At 56.9% G+C, this 26,121-nt stretch carries 24 protein-coding genes; 12 read left to right on the forward strand and 12 right to left on the reverse strand.

Features of this window, described 5'->3' with window-relative positions:
* Positions 1–403 precede the first annotated feature (403 nt).
* The 3 genes from ACRXB1_RS03440 to ACRXB1_RS03450 form a co-directional block, all read right to left on the reverse strand.
* Positions 404–556: a hypothetical protein gene (locus ACRXB1_RS03440; RefSeq protein ID WP_162916197.1), complete on the reverse strand. Its 153-nt coding sequence runs from the start codon at positions 554–556 to the stop codon at positions 404–406.
* A gap of 127 nt (positions 557–683) precedes the next feature.
* Positions 684–1,022 (reverse strand): hypothetical protein, encoded by a 339-nt coding sequence (locus tag ACRXB1_RS03445; RefSeq protein WP_449491103.1) that lies wholly within the window; start codon positions 1,020–1,022, stop codon positions 684–686.
* Entirely contained in the window at positions 1,019–2,038 is a 1,020-nt protein-coding gene (locus ACRXB1_RS03450) for a PRTRC system protein D (RefSeq protein WP_449491104.1), read from the reverse strand. The genes ACRXB1_RS03445 and ACRXB1_RS03450 overlap by 4 nt, the downstream gene beginning before the upstream one ends.
* A 1,338-nt stretch (positions 2,039–3,376) precedes the next feature.
* On the opposite strand from ACRXB1_RS03450, the gene ACRXB1_RS03455 reads away from it, so the two are divergent.
* Together ACRXB1_RS03455 and ACRXB1_RS03460 are read left to right on the forward strand one after the other, a co-directional pair.
* Entirely contained in the window at positions 3,377–4,522 is a 1,146-nt protein-coding gene (locus ACRXB1_RS03455) for an integrase domain-containing protein (protein WP_062174932.1), read from the forward strand.
* A 166-nt stretch (positions 4,523–4,688) separates the two neighbouring features.
* Positions 4,689–5,824 (forward strand): IS3 family transposase gene (locus ACRXB1_RS03460; protein WP_449491105.1). Its coding sequence is split into 2 segments (ribosomal slippage): positions 4,689–4,953 and positions 4,953–5,824, totalling 1,137 coding nucleotides; the frame shifts between segments, so codons are not numbered across the junction.
* A 532-nt stretch (positions 5,825–6,356) separates the two neighbouring features.
* Here ACRXB1_RS03460 and ACRXB1_RS03465 read toward each other — a convergent pair.
* From ACRXB1_RS03465 to ACRXB1_RS03500, 8 genes are all read right to left on the reverse strand, one after another.
* Complete coding sequence (locus ACRXB1_RS03465) at positions 6,357–7,271, reverse strand: competence protein CoiA family protein (protein WP_162916198.1); 915 nt, start codon at positions 7,269–7,271, stop codon at positions 6,357–6,359.
* A 499-nt stretch (positions 7,272–7,770) separates the two neighbouring features.
* Entirely contained in the window at positions 7,771–8,229 is a 459-nt protein-coding gene (locus ACRXB1_RS03470) for a hypothetical protein (protein WP_335672012.1), read from the reverse strand.
* Positions 8,230–8,563: 334 nt separating this feature from the next.
* A complete protein-coding gene (locus ACRXB1_RS03475; protein WP_449491106.1) occupies positions 8,564–8,953 on the reverse strand; it encodes a DUF7682 family zinc-binding protein in 390 nt (129 codons plus the stop codon).
* 50 nt (positions 8,954–9,003) lie between these two features.
* Positions 9,004–9,327 carry a hypothetical protein gene (locus tag ACRXB1_RS03480; RefSeq protein WP_449491107.1) on the reverse strand — a complete coding sequence of 108 codons (324 nt, stop codon included), beginning with the start codon at positions 9,325–9,327 and terminating at the stop codon, positions 9,004–9,006.
* Positions 9,324–10,460 carry a phage Gp37/Gp68 family protein gene (locus ACRXB1_RS03485; RefSeq protein WP_449491108.1) on the reverse strand — a complete coding sequence of 379 codons (1,137 nt, stop codon included), beginning with the start codon at positions 10,458–10,460 and terminating at the stop codon, positions 9,324–9,326. The genes ACRXB1_RS03480 and ACRXB1_RS03485 overlap by 4 nt, the downstream gene beginning before the upstream one ends.
* Before the next feature lie 43 nt (positions 10,461–10,503).
* Positions 10,504–11,178 carry a hypothetical protein gene (locus ACRXB1_RS03490; RefSeq protein WP_062174938.1) on the reverse strand — a complete coding sequence of 225 codons (675 nt, stop codon included), beginning with the start codon at positions 11,176–11,178 and terminating at the stop codon, positions 10,504–10,506.
* A gap of 21 nt (positions 11,179–11,199) precedes the next feature.
* Complete coding sequence (locus tag ACRXB1_RS03495) at positions 11,200–11,679, reverse strand: hypothetical protein (protein WP_236873615.1); 480 nt, start codon at positions 11,677–11,679, stop codon at positions 11,200–11,202.
* A 68-nt stretch (positions 11,680–11,747) separates the two neighbouring features.
* Positions 11,748–12,959, reverse strand: a complete 1,212-nt coding sequence (locus tag ACRXB1_RS03500; RefSeq protein ID WP_449491109.1) for a DUF1173 family protein — start codon at positions 12,957–12,959, stop codon at positions 11,748–11,750.
* Between the two features lie 565 nt (positions 12,960–13,524).
* On the opposite strand from ACRXB1_RS03500, the gene ACRXB1_RS03505 reads away from it, so the two are divergent.
* The 5 genes from ACRXB1_RS03505 to ACRXB1_RS03525 all read left to right on the forward strand — a co-directional run bounded on the left by ACRXB1_RS03505 (position 13,525) and on the right by ACRXB1_RS03525 (position 21,109).
* Entirely contained in the window at positions 13,525–13,974 is a 450-nt protein-coding gene (locus ACRXB1_RS03505; RefSeq protein WP_449491110.1) for a hypothetical protein, read from the forward strand.
* 91 nt (positions 13,975–14,065) lie between these two features.
* On the forward strand, positions 14,066–14,860 hold the full coding sequence (locus tag ACRXB1_RS03510) for a hypothetical protein (protein ID WP_449491111.1): 795 nt from the start codon (positions 14,066–14,068) through the stop codon (positions 14,858–14,860).
* Positions 14,861–14,921: 61 nt separating this feature from the next.
* Positions 14,922–18,041: an SNF2-related protein gene (locus tag ACRXB1_RS03515; RefSeq protein WP_449491112.1), complete on the forward strand. Its 3,120-nt coding sequence runs from the start codon at positions 14,922–14,924 to the stop codon at positions 18,039–18,041.
* Positions 18,038–18,277 carry a hypothetical protein gene (locus tag ACRXB1_RS03520; RefSeq protein ID WP_062174944.1) on the forward strand — a complete coding sequence of 80 codons (240 nt, stop codon included), beginning with the start codon at positions 18,038–18,040 and terminating at the stop codon, positions 18,275–18,277. Before ACRXB1_RS03515 ends, ACRXB1_RS03520 begins: the two co-directional genes overlap by 4 nt.
* Positions 18,278–19,753: 1,476 nt before the next feature.
* On the forward strand, positions 19,754–21,109 hold the full coding sequence (locus tag ACRXB1_RS03525) for a hypothetical protein (protein ID WP_449491113.1): 1,356 nt from the start codon (positions 19,754–19,756) through the stop codon (positions 21,107–21,109).
* Positions 21,110–21,488: 379 nt separating this feature from the next.
* Here the strand turns inward: ACRXB1_RS03525 and ACRXB1_RS03530 are convergent, their stop codons facing one another.
* The gene (locus ACRXB1_RS03530; protein ID WP_449491114.1) at positions 21,489–21,938 is read right to left on the reverse strand and encodes a DUF6196 family protein; all 450 of its coding nucleotides are present in this window, start codon (positions 21,936–21,938) and stop codon (positions 21,489–21,491) included.
* A gap of 396 nt (positions 21,939–22,334) precedes the next feature.
* Between ACRXB1_RS03530 and ACRXB1_RS03535 the strand changes: the two genes are divergently transcribed.
* The 5 genes from ACRXB1_RS03535 to ACRXB1_RS03555 all read left to right on the forward strand — a co-directional run bounded on the left by ACRXB1_RS03535 (position 22,335) and on the right by ACRXB1_RS03555 (position 26,113).
* Positions 22,335–24,080, forward strand: coding sequence for a PRTRC system ParB family protein (locus ACRXB1_RS03535; RefSeq protein WP_449491115.1), 1,746 nt, complete (start codon positions 22,335–22,337; stop codon positions 24,078–24,080).
* Between the two features lie 85 nt (positions 24,081–24,165).
* On the forward strand, positions 24,166–24,648 hold the full coding sequence (locus tag ACRXB1_RS03540) for a PRTRC system protein E (protein ID WP_449491116.1): 483 nt from the start codon (positions 24,166–24,168) through the stop codon (positions 24,646–24,648).
* Positions 24,649–24,655: 7 nt separating this feature from the next.
* Positions 24,656–24,874 carry a PRTRC system protein C gene (locus ACRXB1_RS03545; protein WP_449491117.1) on the forward strand — a complete coding sequence of 73 codons (219 nt, stop codon included), beginning with the start codon at positions 24,656–24,658 and terminating at the stop codon, positions 24,872–24,874.
* Positions 24,867–25,082: a hypothetical protein gene (locus ACRXB1_RS03550; protein WP_449491118.1), complete on the forward strand. Its 216-nt coding sequence runs from the start codon at positions 24,867–24,869 to the stop codon at positions 25,080–25,082. Before ACRXB1_RS03545 ends, ACRXB1_RS03550 begins: the two co-directional genes overlap by 8 nt.
* Before the next feature lie 41 nt (positions 25,083–25,123).
* Complete coding sequence (locus tag ACRXB1_RS03555) at positions 25,124–26,113, forward strand: PRTRC system protein F (RefSeq protein WP_449491119.1); 990 nt, start codon at positions 25,124–25,126, stop codon at positions 26,111–26,113.
* The last annotated feature ends 8 nt before the right edge of the window (positions 26,114–26,121 follow it).

The following is a 26,121-nucleotide window of genomic DNA, read 5'->3' on the forward strand; positions in this document are numbered from 1 at the left end:
TGGCGCTTGGAAGTTTCGGTGTATTACGATGTATTTATACATCGCAAGGCGTTGATGCTTAAAACACCGCCCTTACTGAATCCCCGGCCACTTGCTCGCGAACTATGTACCGTTAAGGTATAAGACCTTAAAGCCGGGTTTTTTTTCGCCTATACGGTTTGGATTGGTCTTCTAGATGCGAAGAAAGACCGCCGCGAACAGCATCATTGCGAAGAGCAATTTGATGAAAAGCAGTGTCGGTTTGAACATGCCAAGCAGCAACCACGCAGCGATGAAACACCCTCCAGCAATCGAGTTCCAAAAGGGCGTCGACGGGCACACGCTCAAATTGCAAAGAAACAAGACAAGGCAAAGGACACCGAGGATACCCCTCTGGTAGACACGCTCAAGGCTCGAAAATCGATTAAGCATCGCTGTTCCCCTTGGCTGCCTTCATTTTGATTCCGCGCCACAGCAGAACCGCAGCTTCCAGCAGTGCTACGCCCGCCAAGACGAGAAGCCAGAAGCGCACCGCGCGGGTCCAATCGAGTTGCATGAGGGTATCAACTATGGTCATTGAGTTGCTCCTTCGTGTTGGCGGCTTGCCTTGTTGCGTTAGCCGATGACTCATATTGACAGTTCGGTAGGGTAGTCAAGTCGCCACAAAACCGATCGATGCTGGCACTGCATATTGACGATTGCTGCTAAAAATTTGCGAACTGGTCTGCGATTTCATCTACCAGGAACGCCGGCGTTTCTGCGACGGTCGCGGCAGCTGGCGAGTGCGCTTGGTCTAAGGCTGTTGCTATGTTCACAGCGGGCGTTATCTCGTTTGTTTCTCGCAATGGGCTTTCCCACGTGACATGATCAGCCGTCGCAGTGCCAGTCACCGTCACGGTATTCCTCGCGCGCACGGCCGCGCTCGCGATCGACCGGAATGCTCCCGCGCGCAGGCGCGCATTGTCGAACTGAGAGAGGTAGGCGAAAAGATCGGGGTCTATCGCTTCGTTGAGGGTGATTTTCACCAGCATCTTGCCGTTCATGCGAGTGCTCCCGCTGGTTTGCGCTCCCGGATAAGCGCTGCTTCACCAATAATAAGGAAGCCTTTCACGTTGGCATAGCAGGGTGCTGCAAGGACGTCGAGCGGGACACGCTGGAACGCAGCTTGAATCGCCGGCTCATAAAGTGCAGCGCCGCCGCCTGTCAAGACGATCGACCGCAGATCCGCGGTACGACCAACGCGGTTCTGCATCTCCTTGACGGTCGCAAGGATGACCGCTTGTGACTGTTTAACAAGCGGCGCCAGTTCAATGTCTTTGCCATAGAAAAGAAACGGTTTGTTTTCGCGTAAGCACTTGTCGATCCGTTCGATGTCGCTCACGGTGTCGCCCTCGTTACTTGAGATGAGGGAGGCGATGCGCTGATAGATCTGAGACGCCCCGCCCGGCGCTCCGCCGCTTCGGCGGTCGTTCATCGTGAAGCCATTCGCTACTACCCAATCGGTCGTGAAATAGCCAACATCGATAACAAGGTGCGCGTTCTCGCGATCGAAGCGACTGCCGCCGTATTCGGAAAAAGAAACTAGGGAGCCGAGTGGCTGCGGGATAACCTTGACGGCACCGATGCGCACCGGCCCATGGCCGAAGTCATGAGTTCCAGTAAATGTCGTTTTGAGTTCGCTCGAATGCCGGGTGATCGTATGCACTGGCAAGCCAAGAACGAGAAGTTCGACATCATCGACCCCAGCGAAATGCAGCGAGCCACCAAGCAGCGCAGCGTAATTGGGCGTCAAGCAAAAGTCTTCTGACAACGTCCGTCCGGCGTTGCCATATGCAGATGAGATGTCCACACCTGGGCCAACTTCGTATGCCGTCCCGCCGACCCTGATTGGAGCAACCTTGCGCGATGCGACGATGCCTTGGCCGTACGCCGAGACGGCGTCGTCCACCGCGATCGGTGTGAGCGACGGAAACATTTGCGTCGCTATGTCAGACCCCATTCGGAATGCGCTTTTTGTGTTTCCGTAGCCGACGTCGATTGCGAATACTGATGACTTCATGCTCTCTCCAGAGTAGGGGTTAGTTGCCGCAGATGCTGGGCCACTTATTGGGCACTTAAGTGCCCAAAGGAAAGGTTAGACAACCACTTGGGCACTTATTGGGCCAAAATGTGGCCCAACGGTTTGATCCGCACTTGGGGTTTGCCAAGCTTGGCCTCTTAAGTGCCCAAAATGTGGCCCAGGCAATTACGGTGATCTAACTTTAACGGCCTGCGCAGCATGTCAAGGATCGAAAAGCTAACTACATTTACCTACCTTTTGAAGCCGCCTATTCATCAAGGTCCGGTTATTCTCCTTTTCATACCCCGCGCGTCCTGCGCATCGACCTCCAAGTTTGACCATCGAGGGCCTCGCTTTGCCTAGCGAAAAGCTCTTCTGTCCTGGCTCCAAGTTGTTGGGGCTTTTTTCTGATTCGAATCAAGTACACAGTGGTCAAAGTTGAGGACCACTGGACAGCGATATCCATTAGGTTTGCGGGCAGTTCAGCCCCTGTAAGTGAGTTGAGACACTGTGTATGCGGACACCTCGGACATTTTCCGGGTTCGCATCGACAGCACTCAAGCTCACATGGACACATCCTTTCAGCATACGAAGCTGGGCGCGTTACGCGAAGTCCGACACACGGCGACTGAGTGAACGTGCTTGGGGATGGGGGCATCGGCAATCCAGGTAACGGATTGGCTGAACCCTGTACGGAAGACGAACGGTAGGCGCAGCCGGAGAAAGAAATGCGCAAAAAGTATTACCGAGCAAATGGCCAAGGTGTGTGCGGAGCGCGAGCAACGCGTGAGCACGCAAACGACGCAGAAAAGCGTCTAGGCCGGCGCGGTAGCCGCAGCAGCCGCCTAGCCGGGTCGCGGAGCGAAATGCTCTGCTTACCTGACCAGCGATGCAGCACGCCGTACCGAGCGACAGTGATCCCGCAACGCGGGGCCGGTTCGATAGGGCGGGTGCAGCAACTTCGCGGGCGATCTTCACGCGGGAGCGTGATGGATTGGCAGCAGGCAGCAGGACAGTCGAACACGTTTCTTCCACGTGTTGGGTTGATCGAATGGAATCGCTAAAGAACAGGAAGGTAAGACCCGGCGGGGTACGCAACGCGCAGCGCGATACAGATACGACGGGGATAGGCTCCAGTCGATTCTCGCGAAGCGCACCGAGGCAGAGAGCGTGACGGCCGCCGAGCAATGGGTGGTTGGGCTGAGATCAACAACGGACGATAGGTTTTGGGGAGGGCGCTTTATGCAGATCAGCAATCGTAAGGGCAGGAGGTTTTCGGCGCGTTGGCTGATCGCGTCGGCCGTGCTCGGCGCGTCAGTACGGACGGAGGCCTAATCGATGTCGGCCATTTTGAATGTATCCGCAATCCTGAAGAGCTATCGCTTTCCGCCCGATTTCCGCGGTGCGTTTGAGCGATTGTTCCTCGATAACGTGAATCGAGTCCATAGCCGCACGCGGATCAGTGCAAAGGCGCTTTCGATCAAGACGCAGGAGTACCGCATGCGAAAGCTGTGCCGTTCGTTCGAGGAACTTCGCGAGAACGGCTACGCGCTTCAAAGTCCGTATTCGCTTAAAGGCAAACACATTCAAGCGCTTGTCGATTTGTGGGTTAAGGACGGCCAATCGGGCGGGACAATAGAAAACAAGCTCACGTATTTTCGAGCGCTCGCCGAGTGGATGGGTAAATCCGGCCTGGTCGGCGCGCTGTCGGATTATGCGGACAGAAAAGCGCTCGGGCTCGTCAGGTCCTATGTCGCGCTGTGCGACAAATCCTGGGAAGGAAACGGGGTAGATGCGGTAGCCAAAATCGAGGAAATTGCTTTGACAAACGTCAACGTTGCTATGCAGTTGAAGTTGCAGGCCACATTCGGTTTGCGAGTTGAAGAAAGCTTCATGCTCCGCCCTACTGAGGCCATTCGCGACGCGGCCTTCTTGGCGGTCGTTCGCGGAACAAAGGGCGGCAGAGCCCGAGAGGTGCCGTTGGAATTTAAGTTTGCCGTCCTCGAAGAAGCTGCGCGAGTGACGAATCCCTATACGGGTTCAATGATGCCGCATGGCAGGACGATGGCGCAGTGGAGGAATCACTACTACTACGTTCTCCAATGTCACGGAGTGACAGAAGATGGGATCGGCGTAACCAGTCACGGCCTGCGGCACCAATATCTTCAACAGTTGTATGAGCGCCTGACGAGTGTTCCTGCGCCGATCAAGGGCGCGCTCGAGCGCGTTGACCGGGAGACGCATCGTGCAGCTATTCAACGTGTTGTGGAAGCTGCGGGACACAGTCGCGCAACGAAGGCAAACGCCTATCTATCAACTCATCGGATACAGGCGGCAGCGCAGGTGCCAAAGGTCTCGCTCGAACAAGCGACGGCGGCGCTCATCACGACAGGCGGGAACAAGAGTCACGCGGCGGCTGCCTTGGGAATCTCCCGGCAGGCGCTTTATCGGGTATTGGCCGGAACGGACTGGTCCGGCTCGTAGTGACATTTGGCAGTTATGCAAGCGCCGACCATTGACCTTTGTTGAGCGTCAGGCGGGGCGACAGGTTGCGAGTGTTTATAGAGGTGGCCCCGGAAATCTGGACAGTCGGTTAGGTGGAATCGCTGGGTTCTGAGATGGGCATAATGCCTATAAAGGAAACCAGACGATGACGAAGAGAACCCGGCGCACGCATTCAGCGGCGTTCAAGGCGAAGGTGGCACTGGCAGCCGTACGCGGCGAGCGCACGCTGGCAGAATTGGCGCAGCAGTTTGAGGTTCATCCGAACCAGATCACAGAATGGAAGCGGCAGTTGCAAGAACGAGCGGCCGATGTGTTTGGCGCGGCGGGCGTGCCCGTCAATGAGCCGCCGGTCGATCTGAAGACGCTTCACGCAAAGATCGGCCAATTGGCGCTGGAGAATGATTTTTTGTCCGGCGCGCTCGGCAAGGCAGGCCTGCTGAGCGCAAAAAAATGATTGATCGTGCCCACCCCCTACCGGTTTCCCGGCAGGTCAAGCTGGTCGGCATCAGTCGATCCAGTGCGTACTACGCGCCGAGCCTGGTCAGTGCCGCGGATCTGGCGCTCATGCGCCGCATCGACGAGTTGCACCTGGAGCATCCGTTTGCCGGCGCGCGCATGTTGATGCGCCTGCTCAAGCGAGAGGGCATAGTGGTCGGACGCAAGCACGTCGGCACGTTGATGCGCAAAATGGGCATTGAAGCGCTGTATCGCAAGCCGAACCTGAGCCGCAAACATTTGGCGCACAAGATCTGGCCGTACCTGCTGCGCGATCGGAAGATCGAGCACAGCAACCAGGTGTTCGCACTGGACACGACCTACGTGCCTATGGCACAGGGCTTCGTCTATCTCACTGCTGTGATCGATTGGGCTAGCCGTCGTGTTTTAGCGCACCGGGTTGCGATCACGATGGAAGCCGAGCATGCGGTGGCAGCACTTGAAGAAGCATTCGCGAAATATGGATTGCCTGAAATCGTCAACACAGATCAAGGCAGCCAATTTACCAGTACGGTCTTCACAGACGCGGTCTTGTCGCGTGGGATCGCTTTGTCGATGGATGGCAAGGGAAGCTGGCGAGACAACGTTTTTATCGAACGACTGTGGCGTAGCGTGAAGTACGAAGAAGTGTATTTGAAGGCCTATGAGTCCGTCGGCCAGGCACGGCAGTCGATCGCTAACTACCTGACGTGGTACAACCAGCAAAGGCCTCATTCAAGTCTGTCGGACAAGACCCCGGATGAAGCTTACTTCGCGATGCTGCCCGCGATGAAAACGGCAGCGTGACCGCCCAGCGTTCCACTTAAAAATCGAAAAAACTGTCCGACCGAACGGGGCCACCTCTTATAAACGACAGCGGAGCTGCGTTTGCGACTGTTACATCAACAAATAGGATTCGAAAATCGAGGTTGTACTCGTTTTGTGAGATCCGCTTTAGATCGAACTGCTGCGATCGGAATTTTTGGTCGCTCGCCGTTTTGGCGCGGAGTTGGTTCGTTTTTGGTTCGTTTGTAACACCCCCTGGGTCCGAAATATTAGTCGCGTATTTCAAACACTTAGAAGGTTTCGACTCTTTGGGAGGGGCTATACGCCGTATAAGGGGGCGAAAAAAGCCGCCTGGACCGCCCCTACGGCAATTGATAGGGCGTATCAACTTGTCTGGTGCAATGGAAAGTGAGATCCGTGCTAGATAAGTGAAAACGACGTGATTGTCAGCGATCCAAATATGGGAGAGTTTATTGGCCGGTGTTGGCCTGGCCGAACGCGGAAATACTTGTTGAACAGGGGACCACCTGTTGACGCTATGTCGGTTTTCACCTCAATTATTCTCCGTGTGCTCAGCCTGCAGCGTCGACGCTGTCGTGTTCCTGATGAAATCGAGCAACAGATTGAAGTACGCGCCGGGGTCGCTGCCAGCGTCTTCCTCGTTCCACCTGTCGACATACCCCGAGGCCTTCGCGTCGAGTTTCACCCGCGGCAAAGTGCTTGTCTTGTAGATCCTCCATAGCCGTTGAAATTTTTCGATCACTGCCCGGTCCGCTTCAGCTTTGAGCGATTCTGCGTGGAGCCGAGCTGACTCTGCGGCTGTCTTTTTTGCAAGCCTAGCCCTTTTCAACGCTTCCCAATACAGCGATGTATTTTTTGCATGTTCCAACGCTTGCAGGTGGGCGAGTCGATATTGCATTGGCTCACGGAGGTTGTGCAGCCAGACTCGGCTCGAAAACGACTCCCGTACAAAGGCTCGGAGGTTGGGCCAATCAACGTCGCGAGGGATACGCCACGCCTCGAGCTCCAAAGCGGATAGCCCAATTCGTGCAATTTTCGCGCGCTTGTCATCGTCAACTCGATGCGTGACAGCTACCTCAATGATTAGGTCTCGCCCTGAGACCAAGACGACGGCGTCCGCAACGATGTCCGCAATTCGCTCTTCCAGGCGCGGAGAGTTATAAGAAACACGACGCTCCTCCAGCACTGTTCGCGAGCTTTTTGTATGCCCGTTATAAGCCGCTGTCGCCTCTACTACCAGTTCTGGTACCGCGATTACGTCGCCGTCCGCGATGACCTGTTTGATGGCACGGTGCAGCGCCGTCTCTGCAGCAGTCGCGCAGCTTCCAGAAACGTCGTGAGCGAAGTGAAATACGTTGTGCGCTCCCTTCTTTGCGACAACTGCGCGATCGCAGGCCGCGCAAGAGCACCTGCATGCGCGGCCACGATCAACCTCTGAAACGTGCACGATTCTCCCATCGCGGTCGACTGCGAATCTCGCCTCGAGCCCAAATCTTTGTGGTGGAGTGTTCAACGTATTTATTTCAGCCCGCCTTCGGCATTTGTCATAGGGCCGAGATTAGTCGTTCAATGGACCATATTTCACTTCCCGTGGCGCGCGAAACAACTTGTGGCGCTACAGGGCTAGCCAGTCAAGCCAGGGGCTGGTCATGGCGTGGTAGCTCATGATCAAACCAAGTAGAACTGCGGCCGTGAGTTCGACTTTCAGCGAAGCGCGATATCGATATGCTGCGCAAACGTACTCGATGGGGGTCATTGGGATTCTCAGGTAAGGCGCCCGGCTAAAGTGCGAGGCGTTGACTCATCATGACGCGTGGGCGGCGTTGTCAAGGAAACGCCTGGCCGACCGTGGCGTGCGGCAAGATAATTGGCGGGAAGGCGAAACGGTGAAGTGCTGGTCAGTTGCGACGGAAAACTCCTGTTTTCCGTCAAAATGTCAGTTAAGGCTACCAGCGGCTGCGCTCGGGCAGATCATCTACAGCGGCGGCGATCCGTGTTTCGAAACTGCAGTCGTCGTCGCCGCCCGTCGCTGGGATGCGCGGAAACTGTACGGAAGCGATGCTGTCGATATAGACGAATTTGGCGAGTTGTACCAACGTCCGGAAACGGGCTGCGTCTTTGAGCACCGGATCGACCGGCCAAAAGTCTCGCATTGTTATTTTACTGTCGACGACTTTTTGAGCGAGCATCCCGAAGATCGGCCCGCGTGTTTCCCAGTCTTCAGTGGTACGCGACAGCAGATCCAGAATGTAGGGAATATCGACTGCAGAGATTTCTTTTCGAGCAAGGTCGAGTAAATCACCTTTCGTTGCAGCGGGTCGATTGAATCGCGTATTCCATATGACACCGGCGCGATCCAGTGCGGCATTCCTGTCAGTTCCGATCGGCTCCCACGGGGTTTGCATTCCGCAGTCTTCGCATGCAATACACACGACCTGCTCGGTCGGCGGTTCTTCGGGCGGACGTGGTTCCGTGTCACCCATTCTCAAGGCGCGTCCAGCACCGGTGCCCCACTTGGATAAATCCAGTTGAGGTCTTGATGGCCTGTCTATCACGCGTTGCGACCAGCCAAAGGACCAATTGCCGCCACAATGAGCGCATGGGAAAAGTTCGTCGGTCATTGGCTAAAAGTTATGATTTCAGTTTCGGCGAATTGTCAGATTAATTGATATCGCCCTGCCTATATTGGCCGAAGAAATGTTCCCACAATTAGCCCAACGTCGAAAGCTTATTTTAATGTCATGCACGTCGATCGGCGATGTGGTTATAGGCTTCATGACTTAAAAGCTGCAATGGTCGAAGCGTTGGTGCGTCAAAAAGTAGACGGTACGAGCGGCCAACAGGAACGGAGATAACCTGTCCCGCACACGAACGCAGGGGCTTTCCATTAAGCGCGAGTGGATGCTCGCCTGCGCTGACCTTGCGAAGGATCTCCCGCGCCTGCTGTTGAACCGCCCGTAGGTGGGTCACCATCGATAGGTCGACGTGATCATCTTCAACGGCGCGCTGTTTCTTTTCCCGGGCTTTTTCCCGCGCTAGCTTTTCAGTCTGTCTGGATTTTTCTGCGGCCGTGCAGGCGTGACAATACTGGCCTTTGCCGATGTGTCCGCAAGAGAACGTGCGCTTCATAACGTGAATGGTGCGAAATTGGATGATCTCATTGCACCACGAAGGGGGCGCTAGTCAAGCGTCGGAACGTCACTCATTAGTGTGCTTTTCTGAATCGTTTGTCGATCATCGAGCGCGGCGGAGAGGGCGGCGATTAGGTCGTTAGCTTGCGTTAGTCGCTGGTCCAGCCGCGCGATATTCGCCAAGGCCGATGCGTATTGTTCCGAGAGCATTTCGAGCGCCCAGAACGCCGAAAGGGCGGCGCCGCAGTTGCCGCAGGTGACGATGCCGCCGTGGCGGTCGAGCTTGATGTGCCGATGAGCGCATTCGCCTGGTCGGTGAGTGCGCTCGTCCCGGGTGACTCGGAACTTCCTGATATCGACGACCTTGCTCACGCGGTCGCGGGAATCGATGAAGGTGTGGATGCCGCCGCGCTCTCGGGCGACTCATCGTGTTGCCGAGCATCCAGCACGCGTCCCGACGCGCTCTTGCCAAACCATCCCATAACGGCAACGTGCTCGACTATTTGCCCGTTTTTATCGGTTGGCGGTTCGCCGATATGGTTCGACCAGACCCCGTCGTCGTCAACGATCCAGCACAAGCCATGGCTACCTGTTCGGGCATCGACCCAGGCGTGTGCATGGCGCTCTTCGCCGTAATGTGTGTAGTGATCTTCGTTCGCAAACTCGCTCCATTCTCCCCACTGCTTAAACGTGAACGGGACGGCCGCGACGCGACACTGATCGCGGATCGATTTTGGCCATGCGGGATGCATAGGTCGCGCATGGTGCCCGCTCTCGCCGCCCACAATTACCCAATCGATGCCGGCGTCGTATCCTGTCCAACTCCCACGCTCGCCGCAGCGCGGACAGAGTGGCTCATGTTGTCCATGGTCGAGGACGGTTTCGACCTCGCTCTCGAGTACGTACCGAGTATCGAGGCAAACGTCCGGGCAGTGAACGCCGGTGGGCGTCAGAAACCGGCGAAGGTCGATCGGGCCCAGCATTGGCTCGATCGACAAGAAGCGTATCGCCGCAGGGACCTCAAATAATTTTGGGATGTCTCGGTCCGCTTCGGCCTGATTGACGACAGTCGCGCCAATCCAGACGTTGGACCAGCCATCTTCCCAATCTGCGGGCAACATGCTGGGGACGTTGCCGATTCGCTTGGTGAGCAGGAGCCAGTCGAGTTCGGGGGTGTGCCGAATCAACGCGAAAAGGTCCGCGCGCCACTGAGGGTCCACCGCGTTATCGAACACGTCGGCAAGACTCGAGCAGAAGACGCGTTGCCGATGACCGTGCTTGGCGAAGTAGGCTTCGTGTTCCGCGGCCCATTTGCGGGGCTTTGACCAATTGGACGCGCTGGTACGCCGCCGGGGTGCCCCCGCTCCCCAATTGACTGCGACGCCACCAGCAAAGCGGGCATTGCGCGCTTCCGCGTAGCAATTGTCGCACCCAGGGCCGACCTTTTGACAACCTTCCCACGGATTGAACGTATGTGAGGCCCAATCGATCTTGGTGTTTTTCATGCTGTGTTCCTCGCTGGTCGGCGCATGGCATCGGCGCAGACATTCATGCGCGGCCGCCGATTTGAACCGCGGTCGTCAATTGACGGGTGGGCCGATACGCGCCGTCGGAATTTGTCGCGCGCCGAGCGAACAGCGCGTATGCACCGTCCTCTGCTTCCTGGATTTGGAGAAGCATCCATCCGTCACCGGCAGGCGGTGTCGGGATCCACGCGGAAAAATCTAACGCTTCGCTCATTTTTTCTTTGGCATCGAGCGCAAGTGCCTCAGACTCGAGATCGACTAACTTGGTCTCTAATCCAAACGCTCCAAGCAGCTTGTCGAGGCGCACGTCTTCATCGCACGCGGGCAAGCCGGGATGATTGAAAAAGCCCTGATGGTCTCGAACGATCGTCAGGGGAGCAAGTAAGGCGTCGGTGAAACCTTCGAGCGTGGGCTGACCGATTTGAGCCGAGGGAACTGCCGCGCCGGAAGCCTGAAGAAGCGCGTTGTGCCGCATGCCATCGAGAAAGACCGCCTTCGCGAAATCGACAATTTGTTCCGTACGCTGCTCGGGAATCGAGATATGAGCGAGGCCGGCGGCGACGTTTTGAAGATTGATTGTTACCGCCCATGCGGCGAACTCTGCCTCCTGGGTCGACGCTCCAGACGTACATTCACGCATCTGAGATTTCGCGGTCATATCATGTTGTTCTACGTTGTGAAAGTTTTTGGAGTTCATGGGTATTCCTCTTAAGTCGGCCTAGGCCACGGCGTCGGCGAAACCGTCGCTCATGGCAAAGAGGACACGCGAGATCGTGGCGTCGCGTCGATAGGTGGACTCGACGCTCATGAGGTAGGTACGAAAAGCCGCGTCATCGGAAAGAGTGCCGATGATGGGGCGATGGGCGATCCGCACGTCATTGGGAGCGTAGGCGGCTCGTGTCAGCGCCGCATGAGACGCGCTGTCAGGCAGCCACCAACGATTCCAACGAAGCGTAAAGCCCAGCCAGGACGATGCGTCGCGCAACTCCTCCCACGTCGCCTGGAAGTCTAGAATCGCCCCGAGAGAACTGAAGAAGACCGTGCGCAGGCACATATCGTCAGCTGCTGCGACGACGATTTGTTTGCGGTTTTCGTCAACCGGGTCAGTGGAGCTGGCCAGCGCGAGTGCGGGATACGCCATTTGCCAATCGGCGCCGCGAGCAACGGCTCGTTGAAGAAAAAACGAAGGGGCGTGCATGGGGTGTCCTCGTTGGTTAGTTAGGCCCGTTTGAGCGCTTCCTTCAACCTACGCCACGCGCCTAAAAGTCAAGCCGCAGCCGGCAAGCGAACCGACGCTAAATGAGCCGGTGGAACCCATTCGATGCAGGGCGTGCGGTTCTGGGAGTAGATCGCTTGCTTCTGTTCCTTTCTTCGGCGGTACCCGTCGTGAGATTCCATGCCGTAGACTTCGATTGCCGTTGGCACGGGCGTATCCACCAGTACGAAGTCGGGCAGCATCTCTTCGCCTGGCAGGAGCCGCAAGGGCTTATAGAAGCGCCGACCGTCAGCGACAAGCCGGTTGGCCATCGCGACCTCATAACTGGAATCGCAGGGGATAAACGCTTTACTGCATAGCTGCACGGCGAGATCGATGACGCGTAGATTGCCGTCCTTTGTGCGCTCGAGAAGCAGTACTGCGATGACGCGCGCTTCGGCGTTGCCGATCATCGACCATGCGTAACGAAATGACTTCGCTGCTTTTTCGATCACGTCCTTCGCTGCGAAAAACGATTCGAATGTCTGACGGATCTTGACGACAAAGCTGTATTTGGAGAGGTCGATCGATTTTATTTCCGCGATGACGATGCCGCGCTCAGAGGCATCGGCGGTGGTTTGAATGCGCGCAAGAAATTCTTCGAGCTCAGCCTTGATCGCCGTCTGCTGCGATTCTTCGTACCGGCGCATGACATGCACGACCTCCTGGATCGGACGGCCGTTCAGTTTGCCCTCGCCCAACTGCGCGAGCACCTGCGCATTACAGGTGCCCCAGTTTCGCTGGGCGCCACCAGACCATTGATTAAGCCGAGCGTCTGTCCAGATACGCTGCAGGAAACCAAGCAAAGGCGCGCTGCGGCGGCCTGCCGCGCGCGTGGGCGTTGATCCACCGGAAGGCGACACTCGATCAACTGTCCGGACACTCAAGGAAATGTCGAGCTTCGCGTTCAGGCCGTCGGGCGTGTTTCGAATGGCGTCCTGGGCAGTGGCGCCAGATTCGGCACCGGGACTGGACTCGGAGAAGAATGGGCAGGTATTCGCGTCGTGTTTGGCGCCTTCGTCGGGCCAGCGGGCGAGATGGAAGAGTTTCCCGTACCGTCTAATCACCAGTCGCAGCGGTGACGAAACAGACCTTGGTTTGCAGCCGCACACCGCGTAGCCCGGGCTCTTCTTAGCACGTTCTAGGTTCAGTGCAAATCGAGCCGGGTTGTCTTGCACCTCTTCGAGAGGCTGGCTGATACCGTCGAACGTTATGAGGGGCATTGGAAGCGCCTATGCGCGGTGGGGTAGTGGTCAAGCAAACAAACACCCGGTCGGTGCAGCGTCGCCGGCCTACCAAATTTTCAACGGTCATGAGGCGGACGAGTGACCGAAACGTGCGAGAAAACATACGCTATTCGGAATCTGCGTAGATCCGAAGCGGGATGCATGAAGCCTTGGACCTACTTCTGACGTATTTCGGTAGAGTCGCTAGACCATAGTCGACCGCTCAATGACCTGGAAGATGCAATGCCGACTCAAGCCATGACTGGCATGGAGACACAGACAGATATCCACAACCTTGCCCACACAATCTGTGGACAACCGCTGCTGGACGGCAAGCCGTGCGAATAGATTCCAACGAAAAGGAGGTGGTTTTTCTAAGCTTTTCGGCAAACGGCGAGGGACCGAAAGCTATAAAGTACCATTTCCAACCCGCGCTTATCTGCGCATCGATACCGCGCCGTTAGGCAGTTCTGACCGCGCAATCCCTTTGATTTTTTTAGACAATCCCGCAGGGGCACAGCCCCTTCGAGGACTTGCGCCTGCATTTCAAATGGAGAATCACATGCAGGCTTTCAATAACTACACCAAAGTCTGGAGCCAGGTTCAACCTCTCATGAGGGCCAAGCTCACGCTTATACGAAGCGGTCTTGCCGAGCGGATACCCAATCGACTCGGCGAGATATACGAAGGCGGCGATGAAGAGTCCCGTCTGAGCCTAGACATCTTTTCGGACTCGCTGTGCATCATCAGTTTGGATTTCACATTGCTGGATGCAACCGTTAACGGCGAGGAGTCGAACGGATTTGGCATCAGTCTTTCGGTTACTGGTTATGCGGCACTTGCGCTGGGCGGATACATGCCCAAGGCGTACACGCCAGAGGCGTTTACTGACGACGTTTCTGAAATCGTCGACCGTATAGAAGCGCTCGACACAGAAGCGTTCGTGCAGCACGTGTGCGACGAGGCGCTCACCCACGAAGGGTTGCTGCGTGAAATCGCTCAAGCTGGTTAAGCGATTCACATTTAGAGTTTTCTTCAATTATCCCGCAGGGGCACCGCCCCCTGTGGGCGTGCGCCTGCTCATTTCCTTTTTGGAGATCTGCATGTTCACAAATCTGGTTCATCTGTTCAAAACGGCGCAGGACGCGGCCGAACGCGCTTATGGCAATGTCCTGGCAGCGGAAAAAGAAGCCTTCGCTGATCTTGGCGCGGGGTACACCGCCATGAACACCCGAAGTTCCTACGCTACTGAACGGGAGTTGCAGGAGTTCTGCAGCCGCCTCACCGGGCGCTTGGTGATGGAGGCATCCCGCAAGTTCGCGCCTGGATCCGGGCGGCTCGATATCGATAAAGATGCCGAGCTCAAGCGATTCGGCTTGGATGTCGGAAAGGTGCTCGAAGCGGGGAAGCTTCCAGATCTCGACGGCTTTTGGCAACACCTTGAGAAGACTTACGCGGGCGATGCCGGCCGTGAGGTCGCGTTTTCACAAGCTGCGAAGGCGATCATCAACGGCTTCTGGTTGAAGCCCGACTCGCAGATCAAGCGCACGAGCAGTGCTGTCGTGCTTGAAAAGCGCGTCTCGTCCGAAGTGTCTTTTCGCTCTTCCGGGAAACGACGCATTCACTATGGATCGACGCAAACACTTGCGCTGACGCTTGACGGGTTAGCGACGTTTGCGTTTAAGCACGATTTCGGCGCGTTGGGCCAACACCTCAAGCACTGCAACGTGAGCGATCTCGAATTCGAAACCCGCCAAAAGATGTCCTTCAACGGGCTCGATGTCGTGATGTTCAACGACAAATGGCAGTTCAAGTTCTCGCATCAGGTCGGTGACGCCTTGTCACTGTTCGTGAGCGAGTACGGCGCTGAACATCTTGCTTCGCGCGACCGGTACTGACCGGCGTGCTTTTCCTTTCTGACCCGCTTCGGCGGGTCTTTTCATTTGTGGAGTGTCATTCATGCAGAGAGATCTGTTTTCGTTTGTGCCCGATTGGTACGCGCCGCTTCGGTCGACCGTGAGCTTGGGTTCACAGGCCGCGCCGGTCGCGCACCAAGGGGAGCTTCACGCCGCGAGGCGCTTGCACCTTGGCCAGTTCTTCACGCCGGATGCCTTGGCCGCGTTCATGTGGAGTTTCGTGAGCGGCTGGAATATTCCCCGAAAAATCCGCATCCTGGACAATTCGGTGGGGTCGGGGCGCCTGTTGCAGTTTGCAGATCCCGAGCAGCACGCGGTGTATGGGATCGACGTTCATGCCGACGTCATATCTCGATGTCAGAGCACGTTCGAGGCGGCGGGTTTCGAGTGCGTATTTCGGCAAGCCGGGATGGAGGATATCCAACCGACCCGCTTCGATATCGCCCTCATCAATCCGCCGTTTTCGATCCACCTCGAATCGCCGCACCTGAAGCCGTTCGCTTGCACGACGTGGGGCCGGTACGGCGCTCATACGAGCGCGTTGAGTCACGAATATGCGGTGTATCAGGCGCTTGACGCGGCCAACATCGTTGTTGCGCTGTTGCCATTGACTACCGCGCAAGCGATGGTCACGGGCGATCGGGATGATGAAGCGGCGCGGCGCGCTGCTGGTCTGTTCGAGTTGCCGCCCGATGCCTTCAAGGAAGAGGGTGCAAACGTGCGAACCGCTATCGTGGTGTTTGATCGATATCGCAGTCGGCCGCACAGTTGTATCAGCACGGTCGTCTCTGACCTGAACTGCGCCGCGCCGGACCTCGGCCTGCACTACGAGGATCGAACCTTTGGCGAAGCGAGACTGAGGCTGCAAAAGCTTGACGACAGCGAGCCATTCATCACTCGGCCGGTCACGGGCGACACCGCGGTCGCGATCTCGCACGATGGCCGCAAGATTCGCCTCGGGTTTGCCTGTGGATTTACCGAAGCGATGGTACTCAATCGCGTCCTTCACTCTCGCATCTATTCGCGCGACGGTCATCGACTGCCGCGTGGTTTTCGGTATGCGGGTCAAGGGTTGCTGGACATGGAGACGTATCTCGTCCAGCCAAACCCATTGACTGCGCTCGATGAGCTATTCGGAAGGATCCGCGCTGCGGGTGGCGTGCCGATGTTCAAACCTGGCTTTCTCGAGCACTTTGCACGACGGGTGAGACGCAGCGAGCGGCAGGCAACGCCGCTTCGACACGTCGCATGGACCACCGGTACAGGGTCGCTCGACTCGGTCACGGGGACCGCCAAGCAAACGCATGTCGTCGATGCGACCAAGTGGGGCAGCCCACTCATCAAAGCCGGCCAAGATGTGGCTTTCACGCGCGATGACGATGGTCGTTACCGCTACGCTGTGCATGGCACGTCTTATTGGCTCTCTGTCGACGAGTTGAACGCGCGGTTTGCGGTCGACAATGTGTCCGAGGGCTGGGAGGTCGTGCACGAAGGGCTGTTAGCAAAGTATCCGCAACAGGCTAACGCGTTGCGCAGCAGAGTCGAAGCACTGGGAATTGATCGATGGCTCGATTGGGAATTCCAGACGGATGACCTGATCGAAACGCTTCTGAAGCCGTCAGGCTGCGTCATCGCGTGGGAGCAGGGTTGCGGAAAGTCCAGGCTTTCCATCGCACTGATTCTCGCATCGGGCGTCAAGCACGGTCTCATCGTTGTGGAATCTCGATTGATCGAAGAGATGCTCAGCGAAATCGCCTTGCTGCCGATATCGCCGGATGAGGTGAAGGTTATCGGGAGCGCAGACGATCTGGTTGAACTGAAGCGCATCAATCTGATCTCTTACGAGCGATTGCGGATGCCGGTCGATAGGGCAGGTTCGAAGCGTGTTACATACGCGCATCGGCTTCGCCGGCGGATTGGTTTGCTGGTCGCCGATGAAGGCGAAAGGCTTGCCAACCCAACGAGCGACCAAAGCCAAGCGCTTTGGGAGCTTTCGGCACGGCGTCGTTTCGTGCTCACGGGGTCGCCAATCCCCAACTACCCAAGAGACGCCTTTGGGCTGATCGCATTTACGGGTGGTGACGGGACCGCGGCGCAGCGGTATGGCTACAGGGTCGGCTACCTCGAGCCGAACTGGATCAAGTCGGTCGAGTATGCGATGCGAGGCGTTGACCGGTTTCGCGATGATTTCGTCGTGCTTGAGTGGGTGACGTGGCAATTTGCGGAGAGCCTGCAGGAAGGGGCGAAACGCGAGGTGCCTAAGATCGGGAACCTTCACGGCTATCGGGCAATGCTGGCGCCGCATATCAAGCGGCGGCTGGTTGCTGAACCCGAGGTTGCGAAGTACATCCAAATCGATCCGCCCGAGTTCGAGGTGAACACGGTGCAGTGGGACCGCGAGCACTTGGCGGTATACCTGCGTGCGGCCGACGAGTTTGCGGACTGGTACCGCCAATCAAGGAGCGACACGAAAGCGTGCAATCTCGTGACGATCCTCGCGCGCATTCGCGCAGTGCACTTCGCCGCCAACTATCCGCAGTTCGGCATGGAAGGTGTCGATGGTGTGCTTCGCTTGACCAGCAAGCAACGTGCGGTGATTGCGAGGATGAAGGCCATTGCGCAGGAAGGCAAAAAGGCAATTGTTTTCGCCGAGAACCCGGGCGTGCTTGATCTGATCGCGCGCGAGCTCGGCGCGGACGGCGTGGAGACTGTACGTTTTCATGGCGAAATCCCAATCAAGAGGCGCGTGGCCGACAAGGACAAGCGGTTTTTGACGGGGTCGGCGACGGGCCTACTCGCAACCAAAGCATCGGGGCGAGCGGGCTACAACCTGCCCAACGCTGACTACATCCTGTTCTATGACCGGTCGTGGACGTGGCGCATCGAATACCAGGCGATGCGACGTGCATTGCGCTGGAATCGCAAAGGCGTCTTGAAGGTCGAGTACTTTCATTTGCCGGGAAGCATCGATGTCTACCAGGACCAGATGGTTGCGCACAAACGCGATGCAACGCAGGCGGGACTGGACTGGACGACACCGGAACTTGAAGACGAGACGTTTCTGCACATGGACTCGTTGCTTGACCGGTTCGTCGATGATCTGGCGCTTCTCGCTGACGCAACAGCCAGCGAAATGCGCAAACTGTTAAAGGAGGCTGCATGAAAAGTACGAATGTGGATGTTGTGGTCGGTGAAAGCACGGTCACGGTTAAGCGTGAAGGATCAAACCGGGCGGTGCTGGCCAAGATTCTCGGCACGGTGCAAGCCGACGGGATCGAGGTGATCTGCCTCGACCGGTTGGTACACGAGAGCCATGAGTCGAAGTTTGGCGAGTGGGCGCTTGCAGGGGCGGTGACGACGCTTCTGTCTCGGCCGATCGCAACTGCGGTTGCGGTGTAAGATTGGATCGGCAGCTGACCACTGCCATAGTGTCCTTTTGTCAAAACCCGGCCTAATGCCGGGTTTTTTTTGCCTCCGCCTTTGAGGGAACCTATCGACAAGTAGGTCAGTATGCGCAACTTCTTGCGTTGTCCCGGTAAAAAGTTGCGGTGACGATTCGTGCTAAGGCCTATATGTTGGGATGTAGCGTGCTGCGGGGAGGCGCGGAAAAGCTAAAGAAGGCGTCAAAAGCCTCAGTGTTCAGTTTCAGCATATTTTTCGCATGCCGGCAAGGTTGGACTATGCCCTTCCATTCCTACCGGACGCTGTCACGATGACAATATCTGTACCCGAGCTGGAATGCCCTAGTGAGATGGATCGCGCCGGTATGCGGTGTGGACTCCCCTACGGCCACCGCGTCATCTGCCACTTGCGACCATAGGCGACGGAACTTGGTCCTTGCTCAAAAGGGCTGGAGTGCTGCTTTTGCACGATTGCGCCCTCGCGGCGCGATATGTTGCCCATTCACCAACGCCGGCGATCGTTACAGTCGTGCCAACGGCAATCTTCGCGGTGCCGCTCTTCCCATTCACGCCGGCGCCACTCCCTTTCACGCCAATCGGGCCCGTAATAGGTCCCTGGGGGACCGTAAGATGGAGCTCCTGGCGGCACACCATAGATAACGGGCGGCGCACCGTAGACCACTGGAGGCGCGCCGTACACGATAGGCGGGGCTTCATAGATCACCGGCGGTGGTCCGTACACGACCGGGGGCGGCGCATACCGCGGTGCAGGCGCGTAGATTCCCACACCGACGTCGATATGTGCCGATGCAGGCACCGATATGCATAACGAGGCAATTAACATCATCGCCCACGACGCTAGCTTCAACTTTGTAATCACTGATAATCCTCGGACACGATGAAGCCTTTTTAGAGCCGATGCGGCGGCGAAATGTAAGCCAAGGGGGCCAAACCCAGCTCACGCCCACGATTAGTTAACGGCACGACACCGTGAGCGTGGACAAGGCGAGCTGTTAGAAATGTAAGTAAATGTCTGAGCGTGCCTCTCTCCAAATACGGGATCGGAGATGATTCCGGTTATACGTTGGCAAGGAGCGGTCAGACGCGGGCCATAGGCTCAGGGGATGATCGTTGAGGGGCTGGCAGTTGAGGGCTGGTCTGTTGATCTTGACGGCGCATCGACCCCTACGGCACCTGTCGGCCCGATCGAAGCGTTGTTGCGACATGTGTTGAGCGAATCGCGAGAGTCCCGAGTCGGCCACAATGCGACATTTACTTGTACAAGCGCGCGGACGGTCTAATGTCCGCTGCTACTCGGCAGACGGTCATCCGATTCGCGAGCAAGCCCGAGCGGGGGGCTAGTCACAAGTGTTTAGGGCCTACATACTTTGTTTCCTCAGCCCCTAAAGACTAAAGAGCAGCGGCCGATAATCCACTTGCCGCCCAAATTCTTCCGGCCGACGGGCGGACAGGCTTGGTAGGCGCCTTCCCAGCGCCGTACGGAATCGACCGTGCCGCTAGAGAGCGTGTCTGCGTATCAGATGACATTACCTTTTTTTCGGAAGTTGAAGCAGGTACCTCGCCGCATGATTTCATGGCTTATCAAAGAAACTTAAAAATGGCTTCGATTGACGGCATTTTCCTAGATGGGCTTGGTTCCGAGACGAGGTACAAATCGGCTATCGCCCTCCATTTAACAGCCGAAAGCACGGTTAGCAAGGTTGATCAACTAGACGATTGGGAATTCGAGCTGCGTCGAGGAAGCGGATTCCTCGTAGCGCGAAAAAAGAAGTCGCTAGGCAGGGAAGACACGCTCCGCGAGGGATACGAACAGGCAGAACGTTTTCTTGACATTCTTTCATTCGAGGACGCGTCAACCATAGAGATCGGGGCACCCGGACGCTCTCACATTCTTTTATTTGAGCGGGATGGTAAGTCTGTGATTGAACGGATGGCTACGGCTGACAATCCGATGTCAATCCAACTAACGATTATCCAAACCGGCCCCGACGGTCGGATAGTCTCGCAGCCTCCTTCTCCCCCTGCAAAATGGATTTCCGCACTTCGGTTCTATCGTCTATCCCAGGCGAGTCGAGGCCCACACGAAGCCTATCGCAACTTGTGGCTCGGTCTGGAGGTTCTGCTTTCGACGGAGGTGCCAAAAAGTCCGAAGGATAAGGAAGGTATTTGGCTCCGCCGGGCGCTAAGTCAAATCACCAGCACTCTGGACCTATCCCAAGAGGCCCCGAGCGGCGTGAACATAGTGGATTACGTTATGGAGCGCCACTACACCGCAATGCGGTGCAATCTTTTTCACGCAAAAATCGGCACAACTTCACCGGCGCTATCAATGCCCACTGCGGAGGAAGCGCTTGATGCATACGCGGAGTTGGTAAGAATCTGGAGAGCTATTGCTGTGCGGATAGGCACTCTTCGCTTTATTGGAAGCGGGTTAATCACGTACGCAGGCTACGCAATGCAAATGGCCGGACTTTTTTCGCAAGTGATTTTCCACGCCACGGAAGACGATGCTTTGCCTGCCGAAACCGATACAGCCGTTAGCCCGAACAACTGTCCGATCGTGACTTTCGATTCATCAAGCCATATAGGAGTCGTTGCACCGGGCAAAGTCGAAAATTTAGGCATCATCGACCTTTCTGCTAGGGAAACACTTTCCCCGTTCCGCAGGATCACAACGAGTGTTGCCGCCATCCTTTACAGCGTGGACTATTTGACAGGTGGTCTTGACGTGAATGGCGTGGACTTCTTCGAGTACCGCCAAGGATGGCGACTACTCAACACCGGTATGCCTCGAACATACTTCGACTGATTGAATGATGCGCTTGCGGCTACAAGCGGGCGATTTGGGGCAAGAAGCGACTGCCGGGCCTAGTTGCCGTCGGCGTTTCGGTTGAGTCAGCTTTAGAGGCAGGACTCAACTCATCGCGCCGTAGACGGCAGGATAGTCGTTTGGTCGAAAAATTTCCGATCAAATTGGTGTCGTGAGCGTCCAATACACTCTGGAAGCAGCCACTACGATGTGACGGAGGCAAACGGCGGCTGCAGGTCGGCTAGAGTCGGTCGCGGAAAGCCCGCTCAGATTCTGAGCGGAGCGTTTTGCGAAACTTGATTGAAATACATCACGGCCGAGTGCCGGGTTTATGTCGTCGGTGGTTTCGACGACATCGAAGTGTGTGGCAAGGCGAAATCTATTCTTCCAATGCGTTTGCAGGGTGGATCAAAAGTTCAACTTCTTCGAATATTTCGTGTGCCAGGACAGCAGGTACTCCCCAGTAGTCGAAAATGCCTCCGTCCGCACTATTTTGTCCGCATGTCACGAAGACTCCAGTTCCGAACTTCCGCTTGAGGTGCGTCGCGAGCCATCCTACGAACCCACTGTTATCCGCACCCTTTGGAAAGTAAAATCGAAAGACCCCGAAAAGGTCTGGACCATGAATTTCACACGGAACAAGTTGACTCCAGATATTGTCGTCGCGCACCAGCGCAAGAGCATCAGCACGTGCAGCGCTTGGAAACGAGCCGAGTGCAAACTCTTCAAAGGCATAGAGACCTGGATACAATTTAAGGCGCGCAACCTTCATTACGGTGCGAAGGCGCAACTCGGTTTGGATAGGAGATTCATGTGAAATATCTACCATCAAATGCTCCGAGAAAGGAAAGCACGCGGCTGTCTCTTTTGACTTTTCGAGCAGCGAAGGTCGCTAGTATCCATCGAAACGAAACGGATCATCTTCTTCGGATACCAAATTCACTTGTCATGAAGAGCAGAGAATGAGGTCTCGGATTGTGATTGTCGTACCAATGCTGTCGCGCCGCGGCAGTTGTGCGCAGTCCAGGAGGCTCACCGAAAGACACCATGTTTTGACCACCTTTCTGATCTAGGCGGGCAGATGTAGCAGGTATTGTTTCACTATCACCCGCGTCCCTGACGCATCGACCCTCGCCGATCACCTCGGCCAATCTTCTCTCTTCGTTGTGCAACCCTTCGGGAACCTCTCCCGAACGGGCAGGTTCCCTCTCTTGGAGCCTGTCCCATGCAACAACCTACCGCCGTCGAGCAGCAAACTCCCGCAAGCGCCGCATTCGTGGCTTCCTTGCTGGCCCAAAAGCAGCCGACATTGCCCCTTAAGGCAATCGTCGTTCGTTCAAACCCGCGCAAGTACTTTGACCCGGCAGAAATGGTTGAGTTGGTGGCTTCCGTTCAGGTGAAAGGCGTCTGTACTCCGATCATCGTGCGTCTTGACGAAGATGGTGTTGTCGTCCTGATCGCCGGCGAACGCAGATACAGAGCCGCGATGATCGCTCACGGGGAAGATTACGAGATCCCCGTTACGCTAAAGGAAGTCGATGAGGCCGAAGCGAAGCAGCTCGCCCTTATCGAAAACGTGCAGCGCGCCAACATGGCACCGTCCGAAGAAGCCATTGCTGCGGCCGAGCAAGTTGGCATCTGTAAGGGCGATCGTGAGGAAGCGGCGCGCATGATTGGCTGGTCGCTCGCGACTCTCGAAGCGCGACTGGCGCTCATGAACTGCAGCAATGGCGTGTTGGAAGCGCTCAACACCCGCACGATCAAGCTCGGTCATGCCGAGTTGCTAGCGGCACTCCCCAAAGAGACACAGGATAAGTTGCTGCCTGTGATCATCAAGGAAGGCAAATCGGTCGGCGAAATCAAGAAGACGATCGAACAGGTTGCTTGCTCCCTGTCCGCCGCGATCTTCGACAAAACCGATTGCGCAGGCTGCCACCACAATTCGGCCAATCAGGGCGAAATGTTCGGCGAGGCGATCACGACGGGAAACTGCACTAACCGCGTTTGCTACAACCAGAAAAGCGAGCAGCAGCTCGAAACGGTTGTGACTGGCTTGCGTGACGAATACCCGGTCGTGCGTATTGTGCGCGCCGGCGACAACGAAACGCGCGTTCAGCTTGCAGTTGACGGCCCGAAAGGCGTCGGTGCCGAACAGGCAATCGCCTGCCACGCGTGCCAGAACTACGGCGCGGCGGTCAGCGGCCTGCCTGATTCGATGGGCAAGGTCTACAAGGGCCAGTGCTTCGACACCGTCTGCAACATGAAGAAGGTGGCCGCACGCCTGCAGGCTGAGAAAGCTGCAAGCCAACCTCAGGGTACCGAGGCGAAAGCCGGTAGCGGTGCACGTGTAGCCCCGGCGAAGAAAACGGCCGGTGCACCAGGCTCCAGTACTCCTTCCACTAACGCTTCCGTCACGACGTTTGCTGAATCCGACAAGATGAAGACGTATCGCGTGGCGCTCTGGCGCAAAGCGTTGCGTCGCGAAGTCGGTCGGGATCCGGCGACGGCACGCAAATATCTGGTCGCCATCGTGCTGTCAGGCAACGCGCGCTGCATCGAGGAACAGACGTTTTCTGGCATCTGGGAAAAGATGACTGAAGAACGCATCCCCTCGAAGGACGTGACGAAATCGGTGACAGCCGTGCAAGCTGCGTCGGACGACACGCTCGACAAAGCCATGATCGGTATCGCTGTGGCCGCGATCGAAGGGCTGGACGTCAACTACCTCACGCAGCTGTGCAAGCACCACAAGCTCGATCTGGGTCTGCACTGGAAGCTCTGCAAGGAGTTTCTAGAACTGATCACGAAGTCGGAAATGATGGTGGTTGCCAACGAGCTCGGCCTCCAGGCCGCGCTCGGCGACAACTTCAAGAAAGTCTTCGGCAAGTCCAAGGCCGAGGTCATCGACGCGCTTCTGGCCGTCGAAGGCTTCGATTACACGGGCAAGCTGCCGAAGGTGCTCAAGTATTAAATGCGCTCCCTGCGCATCGACCTGCTGTTCCATCTTGTTCAGACCGCCCCTCGTGGCGGTCTTTTTCTTTTTTAGGAGTTTTCCCATGTTTGTTTCTCTCGAACCGCTGCTGCGCAGCTGCACGAAGCTAACGCTTTCGCTGCAGATGAAAGGCGACGACGTCGTGGTGTTCGTCAAGCCGGAAGGCTCGGCGAAGGATGCCGCGATGCTGCAACCGCTCGTGCTCACTGCTTCGGCAGCTGAGCTCGATGCGGGATTTGCGGATGCGCTCGCCGCATACACGGGTGTGCGCGTGTCGCTCGCCGACCAGGTCGCAGCGACCACCGCGATTCTCGAAGCCGCCCAAACGACGCAAGTCACGAAGGCGACGAAGGCGCTGTCGGGTAAGAAGGTGACCCCTGCGGCCGCCGCCAAACCGTCTTCCGACAACGAATCGGACGAAGACGACGCGGATGACAACGCTGATGGCGAGCAAAGCACCGCTGCCACCGCTACCACCGCAGCAACATCGACCGTCGCGCCGGCAGCAGAAAAATCCGGTACCGACCTGACTTCACTTTTCGACTGAGGTTCACATGTCCATTGCTATTGCCAAGCTGCTTCGCGAGTTTGTCTACAACGGCGTGAATCTGGCCGATCCTGGCCCGACCTTCACGCCGGATGAGGTCCGCGACCTTTACTCCGCGCAGTATCCGGAGCTGACCACAGCCGCCATCGACGGCCCGGAGTACTCGGGCGAGGTGATGCGGTTCAAGTTCGTGCGCGCGGCCGGTGCCAAAGGCTGCCATGCGTGAGCGCGAGTTACTCAAGGCGTTATCCGACCCGGACAACGCCACATCCACTAACGAGCCGCCCGGAAGGGCGGTTTTTTTTCATGATAAGGAGATCGGCGAATGCTCTTCGATCCTCAGCACGCTGGTGCGCTCATCGCTGTCGCGGGAGCCCAATGGCAATCGAAACGCGCTGCCGCTGCCGGACGTGGACCTGCCCATGATTTTCTGACGCTTCCGGCCATCGCCTCCGGGGTTCCGACCTCGGCGGTAATGCGCTGGCGGGCGGAACAGGATGTCTGCCGTTTGATTTCCGACCAGTTCGTCACGGGTCCCATACGGGCACGTGACGTTCCCGGATTCTCGAGCGCCGGCCAGGCGTTTGCCCGAGGTTTTTTTGCCTGGACAAAGCGGGAAATGCCACGGCTCAAGTGCCTCAACTTCGACTTTGTGATCCACGACGTCGAAGCCGTGCGCGAGCAGATGCAGTATCAGTACGACTCGCGTGACTTCGAGCCCACTTCGCCCCTGTATCTCGGTATCGAAATGCAGGAAGAAAACATCTTCGATATCGGCGAGAAGGTGGCGCAGCTTCGCGCGGCTCACCCCAGATTGGTCCCGACCACGATGGCATTGATCAATCGCGCGATGGGCCGAACGATCTGGGTTCGAACGCCGGATGAGTTTCTCGGGATGTTTTCTTCGTATTACTGGGACGGCGACAGTCGGGCCTCCGATGAGGACGTGCTTGAAATCCTCAAGGATCGCTTTGGCGACGATGAGGCGGAGTTGGAAAACTACCTTCCCTCGGTGGTCCGCGACGAGCTGTGTCCGAAAGACATGGACGTCGGCCGCTACAACCGAAAGACGCATCAGTTTTCTCTTACGCCCGCGCTCAGTGCCGCGTCGCTGCGGCAGTTGCAGCAGTGCGGTCCTCGGTCGGTGCGTCGCTTTTGTCGCGAGCTCGAAGCATTGACGCTTCTGTTGAATCGGACAGGACGCCGGTGTCTCTTCGATCTGCAAGCGAGACCAGAGTGTTGCTTCGCGGCAGCGACGCTGATCGCCAGTGACAATCCGCGAATCAGCCAGCTGCTCGATGACCACTATGAGCATCTCTCTCAGAGCGGTGAAGGCTCGACGTTTTACGGCTTCATTCCCTTTGCTTCTACGCCTGAATCCATCCGCAAGCAGTACGCGGACTGGTCGCTGGCATTTTCTATTCTTGGCCAACTGGACCGCGTCATCGCGGCTCTTGCGGCATAACCAATCGG

Source organism: Caballeronia sp. M23-90 (assembly GCF_053574605.1).

Excerpts from the sequence above, each read along its gene's own strand:
- ACRXB1_RS03495 (WP_236873615.1), bottom strand. The coding sequence starts at position 11,679 with ATGCACGCCCCTTCGTTTTTTCTTCAACGAGCCGTTGCTCGCGGCGCC.
- ACRXB1_RS03445 (WP_449491103.1), bottom strand. The coding sequence starts at position 1,022 with ATGAACGGCAAGATGCTGGTGAAAATCACCCTCAACGAAGCGATAGAC.
- ACRXB1_RS03510 (WP_449491111.1), top strand. The coding sequence starts at position 14,066 with ATGTTCACAAATCTGGTTCATCTGTTCAAAACGGCGCAGGACGCGGCC.
- ACRXB1_RS03500 (WP_449491109.1), bottom strand. The coding sequence starts at position 12,959 with ATGCCCCTCATAACGTTCGACGGTATCAGCCAGCCTCTCGAAGAGGTG.
- ACRXB1_RS03540 (WP_449491116.1), top strand. The coding sequence starts at position 24,166 with ATGTTTGTTTCTCTCGAACCGCTGCTGCGCAGCTGCACGAAGCTAACG.
- ACRXB1_RS03475 (WP_449491106.1), bottom strand. The coding sequence starts at position 8,953 with ATGAAGCGCACGTTCTCTTGCGGACACATCGGCAAAGGCCAGTATTGT.
- ACRXB1_RS03530 (WP_449491114.1), bottom strand. The coding sequence starts at position 21,938 with ATGGTAGATATTTCACATGAATCTCCTATCCAAACCGAGTTGCGCCTT.
- ACRXB1_RS03545 (WP_449491117.1), top strand. The coding sequence starts at position 24,656 with ATGTCCATTGCTATTGCCAAGCTGCTTCGCGAGTTTGTCTACAACGGC.
- ACRXB1_RS03535 (WP_449491115.1), top strand. The coding sequence starts at position 22,335 with ATGCAACAACCTACCGCCGTCGAGCAGCAAACTCCCGCAAGCGCCGCA.
- ACRXB1_RS03490 (WP_062174938.1), bottom strand. The coding sequence starts at position 11,178 with ATGAACTCCAAAAACTTTCACAACGTAGAACAACATGATATGACCGCG.
- ACRXB1_RS03440 (WP_162916197.1), bottom strand. The coding sequence starts at position 556 with ATGACCATAGTTGATACCCTCATGCAACTCGATTGGACCCGCGCGGTG.
- ACRXB1_RS03485 (WP_449491108.1), bottom strand. The coding sequence starts at position 10,460 with ATGAAAAACACCAAGATCGATTGGGCCTCACATACGTTCAATCCGTGG.
- ACRXB1_RS03450 (WP_449491104.1), bottom strand. The coding sequence starts at position 2,038 with ATGAAGTCATCAGTATTCGCAATCGACGTCGGCTACGGAAACACAAAA.
- ACRXB1_RS03555 (WP_449491119.1), top strand. The coding sequence starts at position 25,124 with ATGCGCTGGCGGGCGGAACAGGATGTCTGCCGTTTGATTTCCGACCAG.
- ACRXB1_RS03550 (WP_449491118.1), top strand. The coding sequence starts at position 24,867 with ATGCGTGAGCGCGAGTTACTCAAGGCGTTATCCGACCCGGACAACGCC.
- ACRXB1_RS03455 (WP_062174932.1), top strand. The coding sequence starts at position 3,377 with ATGTCGGCCATTTTGAATGTATCCGCAATCCTGAAGAGCTATCGCTTT.
- ACRXB1_RS03505 (WP_449491110.1), top strand. The coding sequence starts at position 13,525 with ATGCAGGCTTTCAATAACTACACCAAAGTCTGGAGCCAGGTTCAACCT.
- ACRXB1_RS03515 (WP_449491112.1), top strand. The coding sequence starts at position 14,922 with ATGCAGAGAGATCTGTTTTCGTTTGTGCCCGATTGGTACGCGCCGCTT.
- ACRXB1_RS03520 (WP_062174944.1), top strand. The coding sequence starts at position 18,038 with ATGAAAAGTACGAATGTGGATGTTGTGGTCGGTGAAAGCACGGTCACG.
- ACRXB1_RS03470 (WP_335672012.1), bottom strand. The coding sequence starts at position 8,229 with ATGCAAACCCCGTGGGAGCCGATCGGAACTGACAGGAATGCCGCACTG.